The 6,008-nt window shown below is 37.1% G+C and carries 6 protein-coding genes; 4 read left to right on the top strand and 2 right to left on the bottom strand.

What is annotated here, in order from left to right:
- The first annotated feature begins 96 nt into the window (after positions 1 to 96).
- From petA to CYO92_RS09095, 3 genes are read left to right on the top strand one after another with little or no spacing between them, the layout of a single operon-like run.
- Positions 97 to 600 carry a ubiquinol-cytochrome c reductase iron-sulfur subunit gene (petA, locus tag CYO92_RS09105; RefSeq protein WP_021091707.1) on the top strand — a complete coding sequence of 168 codons (504 nt, stop codon included), beginning with the start codon at positions 97 to 99 and terminating at the stop codon, positions 598 to 600.
- A gap of 10 nt (positions 601 to 610) precedes the next feature.
- Positions 611 to 1,855 (top strand): cytochrome b, encoded by a 1,245-nt coding sequence (locus CYO92_RS09100; protein WP_021091658.1) that lies wholly within the window; start codon positions 611 to 613, stop codon positions 1,853 to 1,855.
- A 2-nt stretch (positions 1,856 to 1,857) separates the two neighbouring features.
- On the top strand, positions 1,858 to 2,901 hold the full coding sequence (locus tag CYO92_RS09095; RefSeq protein ID WP_103588271.1) for a c-type cytochrome: 1,044 nt from the start codon (positions 1,858 to 1,860) through the stop codon (positions 2,899 to 2,901).
- A gap of 704 nt (positions 2,902 to 3,605) precedes the next feature.
- Here the strand turns inward: CYO92_RS09095 and CYO92_RS09090 are convergent.
- Positions 3,606 to 3,893, bottom strand: a complete 288-nt coding sequence (locus tag CYO92_RS09090; RefSeq protein WP_021091759.1) for a hypothetical protein — start codon at positions 3,891 to 3,893, stop codon at positions 3,606 to 3,608.
- Between the two features lie 44 nt (positions 3,894 to 3,937).
- Positions 3,938 to 5,023, bottom strand: coding sequence for an MBL fold metallo-hydrolase (locus tag CYO92_RS09085; RefSeq protein ID WP_103588270.1), 1,086 nt, complete (start codon positions 5,021 to 5,023; stop codon positions 3,938 to 3,940).
- A 414-nt stretch (positions 5,024 to 5,437) separates the two neighbouring features.
- Here CYO92_RS09085 and CYO92_RS09080 point away from each other — a divergent pair, with 414 nt between their 5' ends.
- Complete coding sequence (locus CYO92_RS09080) at positions 5,438 to 6,007, top strand: 4Fe-4S dicluster domain-containing protein (RefSeq protein ID WP_021091760.1); 570 nt, start codon at positions 5,438 to 5,440, stop codon at positions 6,005 to 6,007.
- Position 6,008: the final 1 nt, after the last annotated feature.

Genomic DNA, 6,008 nt, shown 5'->3' with positions numbered 1-6,008 from the left:
AATTAACATTATTTTTGCAGATTATATTTAGAAATTATACTTTTTTAATTTTTTGAGAGTATAATCGTTAAGAATTTATTTATAGAAAGGAATTTAATGTCAGTAAAGCAAGAAAGACGTAGCTTTATCGGCCTTGCGTTTGGTGCTGTGGCAGCTGTCGGCGGCGCTATGTCACTAGTGGCTGTTAAAAAGACTTGGGATCCACTTCCAAGCGTAAAAGCTGCTGGTTTTACAACAGTTGATCTAAGTCCGATCAAAGATGGAGAAATGAGGCAGGTTGAATGGCGTAAAAAGCCTATTTTCATCCTCAAAAAAAGTCCTGATATGGCTAAAAATGACAAAAGAGATGTTGTCGTAGGGGATGCTAGATACGTAGTTCTTATCGGACTTTGCACGCATCTTGGCTGTATACCTGAGTATAAAGCAAGCAAACAAATGTTTGTATGTGCCTGTCATGGCGGCGAATTTAATGCCGACGGAATGCAGACATACGGACCTCCTCCAAGACCACTTGATATACCACCATTTAAGATTGATGGAACCAAGCTAGTTCTAGGCGAAACAAGCCCAGAATACGAAAAATTAGTAGCAAAAGCTTAGGAGGATAGCAATGTCTTTAGCTCATAAATCAACTGGCGTTATTGACTGGCTTGATCAACGCCTAGCTTTTACAAAACTTATAAAGGTTCTAGTTAGCGAATACTGGATTCCAAAAAATATAAATTTTCTTTGGGCAATGGGCGTTATTTTAACAACGCTTTTTATGCTCTTAATCGTTACTGGTTTTTTACTTTTAATGTATTACAAACCAGATGTAAATTTGGCATTTGATAGTGTAAATTATACTATCATGCAAGAGGTCGAGTATGGCTGGCTTTGGCGTCATATTCACGCAGTTTCGGCTTCTACGATATTTCTTATTATGTATATTCACTTGCTTACTGGACTTTACTATGGTTCATACAAAAGAGGCAGAGAAGTCATTTGGATAAGTGGTATGGTGCTATTTATCTGTTTTTCAGCAGAGGCATTTAGTGGTTATATGCTCCCATGGGGACAGATGAGCTACTGGGCGGCAACTGTTATTACTCAGCTTTTTGGCGGTGTGCCAGTTATTGGCGATGCTTTAGTTGAGTGGATTAGAGGTGATTACGCAGTTGGCGACTCAACACTTACTAGATTTTTTATGCTTCATGTTTGTTTATTGCCACTTGTAACAATAGCTGTTTTGGTTATTCACTTCTACTCTTTAAGAGTTCCACACGTTAATAACCTAACAAGCGAAGATATAGACTTTGAAGTAGAGGCACAAGAGTATCTACACGGCGATAGAGCGAAATCTAAAGTTATACCATTTTGGCCAGGATTTTTGGCAAAAGACTTTATGTATGTATCATTTTTTATGATATTTGTCATCTATCTTGTTTGCTATCACTTCAATTTTGCAATGGATCCTATCAACTTTGAGCCAGCAAATCCACTAAAAACCCCACCACATATATATCCAGAGTGGTATTTCTTGTGGCAATATGAAATTTTACGTGGCTTCTTCTTTGATATAGCTGGAATTTCTGCTTATAACATCGGTCTTATCGCGTTTGCGTTTGCAGGTGTTGCATTTATGCTTATACCTCTTCTTGATAGAAGCGACCTTGTAGCTCCAGCTCACAAAAGACCACTATTTTTTATATGGTTTTGGGTCTTAGTTGTCGATCTTATCGTTTTATCTATATATGGTAAGCTCCCAACAGGTGGTTATAATGACTGGATAGGGTTTTATTCATCATTGCTATTCTTGTTCTTATTTATAATTGCGTTGCCAGTTATAACAATACTTGAAAGAAAGAGGGGCTAATTATGAAAGAGCTTAAAATTTTTGCCATTGTTGTTATTCTTTCAGGTGTTTTATATTGGGGTATCGAGCCTTATGCTCACACAAAGCTTCACCCTCATACTGCAAATGCTGAGTATAACTTCTCAAAAGAAGATACTGACTATGCAAAGCACTTTTTAGAGCAAAAAAAGGCAGCTCTTGAGACTGCTAAGGCTAGTGGAAATAAGGCAAGCATAGATGCGGCTACAAAAGATGTAGAAGTAGCACAAAAAATTCTTGATGACTATACAGCATTTTGGAATGACATTAACTCTATCGACCTTACAAAAGGTGACGCTACAAAGGGTGCTGATACTTTTGTAGCAGCTGGATGTACAGGATGCCACGGTATAGAGGCAGCAGGTATGCCAGCTGGTATGGATGCTGAGACAGCTAGTCAAAGCTTTGGTGTAGTGCCACCAGATCTTAGTACCGCTGGTAAAATTTATGATGATAAATTCTTGGCTGCACTCATTAAAAATCCAAATATGGCTTTAAAGCTAACTCATAAATTTAACGACGAGCATCCATTTCCGATGACCGCATTTATGGGTGCTGGTGGTGATATAAATGCTGAGACTGCCGATATAGTAGCTTATTTGAAAAAGGTATCTGCTGATTATGAAAAGGCAAATAATAAGATCACTGAAGAAAAGGTTTTCGCTGATGCATGTCAAAGATGTCATGATATGAAATATGACAAAAAATATGCATTTAGCAATAAAGTAAGCCTTGCTGCTTATATGGGCTCAAATCCACCTGATCTATCTATGATGATCCGTTCAAAAGGTGATGAGTATTTACATAAATTTATAAACGATACTCAAAAGATGCTACCAGGTACTGCAATGCCAAGAGTTGGCTTAAATAAAGCTGCTGAAGACGACGTGGTAGCTTATATCCAAAAAGTAGGCGACAAGAAGAAGGCTGAGCGCGAGAGCACAGGGCTTTATGTCATGATCTACTTCTTTATATTAGGAATTTTTGCTTGGCTTTGGAAACGCAAAGTTTGGAGCGAACTACACTAAAATTTAAGAGCCTCTTTGGCTCTTAAATCCTCTCTGGTAAATTTACATATATAAATAGGTATTCTTTAAATTTATTCTTTTACAAAATTTAATCAAGCAGTCTTGTAAATTTTAAACTTTCATTCACTCGTAAGAGCCGACTACTAAAATCTGGCTTCACTTACCGCTTAGCTCAAATTTTAGAACCGAAATTACTCATTAAAGTTTGATTGAAATTAACAAAACTGCATGCAGTGCTCTAGCACTAGAGCATGCCCTTTGAACGTGTCAGGGAAGAGGGATTGTTAAGGGAGAAGGGAGTTCTTTTGCTTTGCTAGCTCGCAACTGCAAGCAGACCGTAATTTAAGCTCCATTCTCCCTTAATGAAAGAATAGGATATAGTCTATACGCTTTACAAATTTTAAAATTTAATTCTCTCGTAAGAATTTGACTATTGATTTTAGGTCCCGCAAGACTTGCCACTAAAATCAAAGCCGAAATTACTCATTTATGAAATTTAAAAATTTGCCTAAAAACCTAAAGCAGTAGTATACCTATACTACCTTGTAAACTATGAATACACAAGCGTTTAGGTAGAAAATAGAAATATATCTGAGTTTTAATGGTCGCTATTTAAATAAATTTATTTTAAGCAAATCACTCACCAAAACCCACCAAATTTCACAGAAATAGTAAAATTTAGTTCCGCATCAATCCTATTTAAATTAAATTTCCTTGGCGATCTTGCTCATTTTATTGAGCAGTTTTTCACGTTCATTTGGCTTTAGGTTTCCGTATTGAAGCTTTGTTATCATCTGCATGAAGTCAAATTGTTTAAACATTTGTGCATCGCTTTTTAACTCTTTTTCTAGCTGTTTATAAATTTTTTCAGTCTCTTTATTTGCTTTTTCTAAATTTTGTAAAAAGCTTCCAGTTGCGCTCATATCAAGGTCGTTTTTTGCGGCTTTATCGATGACATTTTTTAGATTTGCTAAATTTTCAGAAATTTTCATCAGCATTTCCTTTTGGATTTTAAAATTTAGAGCAAATTTTATTCCTAAATTTTCTCCCACCACTTTTTCCTAGGCTGATTTTGTGCGGTGAAAACTTCTCCGATCATTGGCGTTGCGTAGTTTAGCTCAAGTTTTGTCGCTGCCTTTTCAAAACGCTTGATCGGCTCATCCCAAGCATGATAAGATAGATCAAATTTGCCCCAGTGCACCGGCACGCCAAGCCTTGCACCAAGATCTTTTAGTGCTTGCGCTGACTCCTCTGGCCTCATATGCACGTAAGACCAGCCATCGCCATAAGCACCATTTTCGATAAAAACTAGATCAAAGGCGCCAAATTTCTCATTTATCATCTTAAAATGCTTGCCGTATCCGCCATCTCCGCTAAAATAAAAGCTAAAGCCAGCCTCTTCAACCGCCCAGCCACCCCAAAGTGTCGCGTTTCTTTTAAATGTGCGCCCGCTAAAGTGCCTTGAAGGACAAAACGTGAAGTTTAAATTTCCTATTTTTTGCTCACCAAACCAGTCAAACTCATAAATTTTGTCTTCATCAACGCCCCATTTTACAAGGTGAGCTTTTACGCCAAGTGGCACTAGAAATTTGCAAATTCTATCTTTTAGCTCGAGTATCGTTTTATGATCAAGATGATCGTAGTGATCGTGCGAGATGAGGGCGATGTCGATCACATCTGGGTAGTCACTAGCGGTGATAGCATGCTCGTAGATAAAGGGCTTACCGCCAATTGGTAGTGGAAATGCTCGGTGCAAAACTGGGTCAGTGATGATAGTTTTGTCATCAAGCTTGCAGATGAGGCTAACGTGCCCAAGCCAGATAAACTCGCCGTTTTTGAGGGCTTTTGCATCAAATTTTAAATTTGGCAAAGGCTTAGTTGGTAGCTTGCCTTTTGGTGGGAAGAGTGCTTGACGGACAAAATTTAGCATAGACGCTTGCGGATTATTCTTTACCATATCAATAGTGGGCTCTAAATTTATAAAAACTTTGCCGTTAAAATTTGGCGAAGCTTCTATGAGCTTTTGGCTCTTGGCGTCTGGCACGCCACCAAAAACTGGGGCAAATTTCATAAAAAGAAACACTGCGACAATAAGCAAAACTATAACTATAAAAATTCCCATAAAAAGCCTTTTAAATTTAAAGGTCGGATTATATTTTAGATTTTTAAATTTCAGTTTTATTTAATTAACCCAAGCTTAAATAATTAACTTGTAAATTTAAACTTGATTAAGATATTTTTACTCTTTATAGGAAGATTTTATTAATAAATATTATCCTTTAGCAAATAAATATACCTAAAAATCGATACTTAATAGATAATCTTAAAAATATATAAAATAAAAATTTAATTTTAAAAATACAAAATTTGTCAGATAGATGACGGAATTTATTCATTATAAGTTATAGAATTATTACAAAAATTAGGAAGGAGCGTTTGAGATGTTAAATAAAAATTTAACTATCTCTATTTTGGTGACTAACCATCACTTTAAAAGTGAGCAGGGCAGTTTAGCCTTGTTTAATGGGAGGAATTTATGAAAAAACATAAATTTGTGATTGCCGATTATAAACGCTGTATAGGATGTGCAACCTGCATGGCTGCATGTTTTAAGAGCGCTTATGAACGCGGCAAGCTGTCACGTGCAAGGCTAAGTGTGCTAAGAGAAGCTACTGGCGTTATGCCAACTCAGTGCAGACAATGCGACGATGGTCCTTGTGCGAATGTGTGTCCAACTGGGGCATTGCGATTTAATGATAATTGCATCGAGCTTCATGAGGAAATTTGTATAGGCTGTAAGATGTGCACGATCGCTTGTCCTTACGGTGCGATAAGCTCAAGTGCAGAGCTTATGCCTTCAGTAAATTACGCTGTCGAGCCAAAGTATAACCTTGAGATAGAGTCACAATCAGGTGCAAAAAATATCGCTGTTAAATGCGATATGTGCTTTGGTCGTGAGAACGGACCAGCTTGTGTTGATGTCTGTCCAACGAGTGCTCTTGTTATGATTGATCCAGAAGAGGGCAAACATAAACTTGGCAAGAGGATAGACTATGAAGCAGCGAATAAATTTGCTACTAAAATTTTAAATGGACAAGGAGCATAAG

Source organism: Campylobacter concisus, from assembly GCF_002913715.1.
Classification (GTDB): Bacteria; Campylobacterota; Campylobacteria; order Campylobacterales; family Campylobacteraceae; genus Campylobacter_A; species Campylobacter_A concisus_AG.
The sequence above is the reverse complement of the archived record's forward strand: the minus strand, read 5'-3'. Positions and strand labels throughout refer to the sequence as shown.

Coding starts and splice junctions, on each gene's coding strand:
- CYO92_RS09090 (WP_021091759.1), bottom strand. CDS start 3,893: ATGAAAATTTCTGAAAATTTAGCAAATCTAAAAAATGTCATCGATAAA.
- petA (WP_021091707.1), top strand. CDS start 97: ATGTCAGTAAAGCAAGAAAGACGTAGCTTTATCGGCCTTGCGTTTGGT.
- CYO92_RS09085 (WP_103588270.1), bottom strand. CDS start 5,023: ATGGGAATTTTTATAGTTATAGTTTTGCTTATTGTCGCAGTGTTTCTT.
- CYO92_RS09095 (WP_103588271.1), top strand. CDS start 1,858: ATGAAAGAGCTTAAAATTTTTGCCATTGTTGTTATTCTTTCAGGTGTT.
- CYO92_RS09080 (WP_021091760.1), top strand. CDS start 5,438: ATGAAAAAACATAAATTTGTGATTGCCGATTATAAACGCTGTATAGGA.
- CYO92_RS09100 (WP_021091658.1), top strand. CDS start 611: ATGTCTTTAGCTCATAAATCAACTGGCGTTATTGACTGGCTTGATCAA.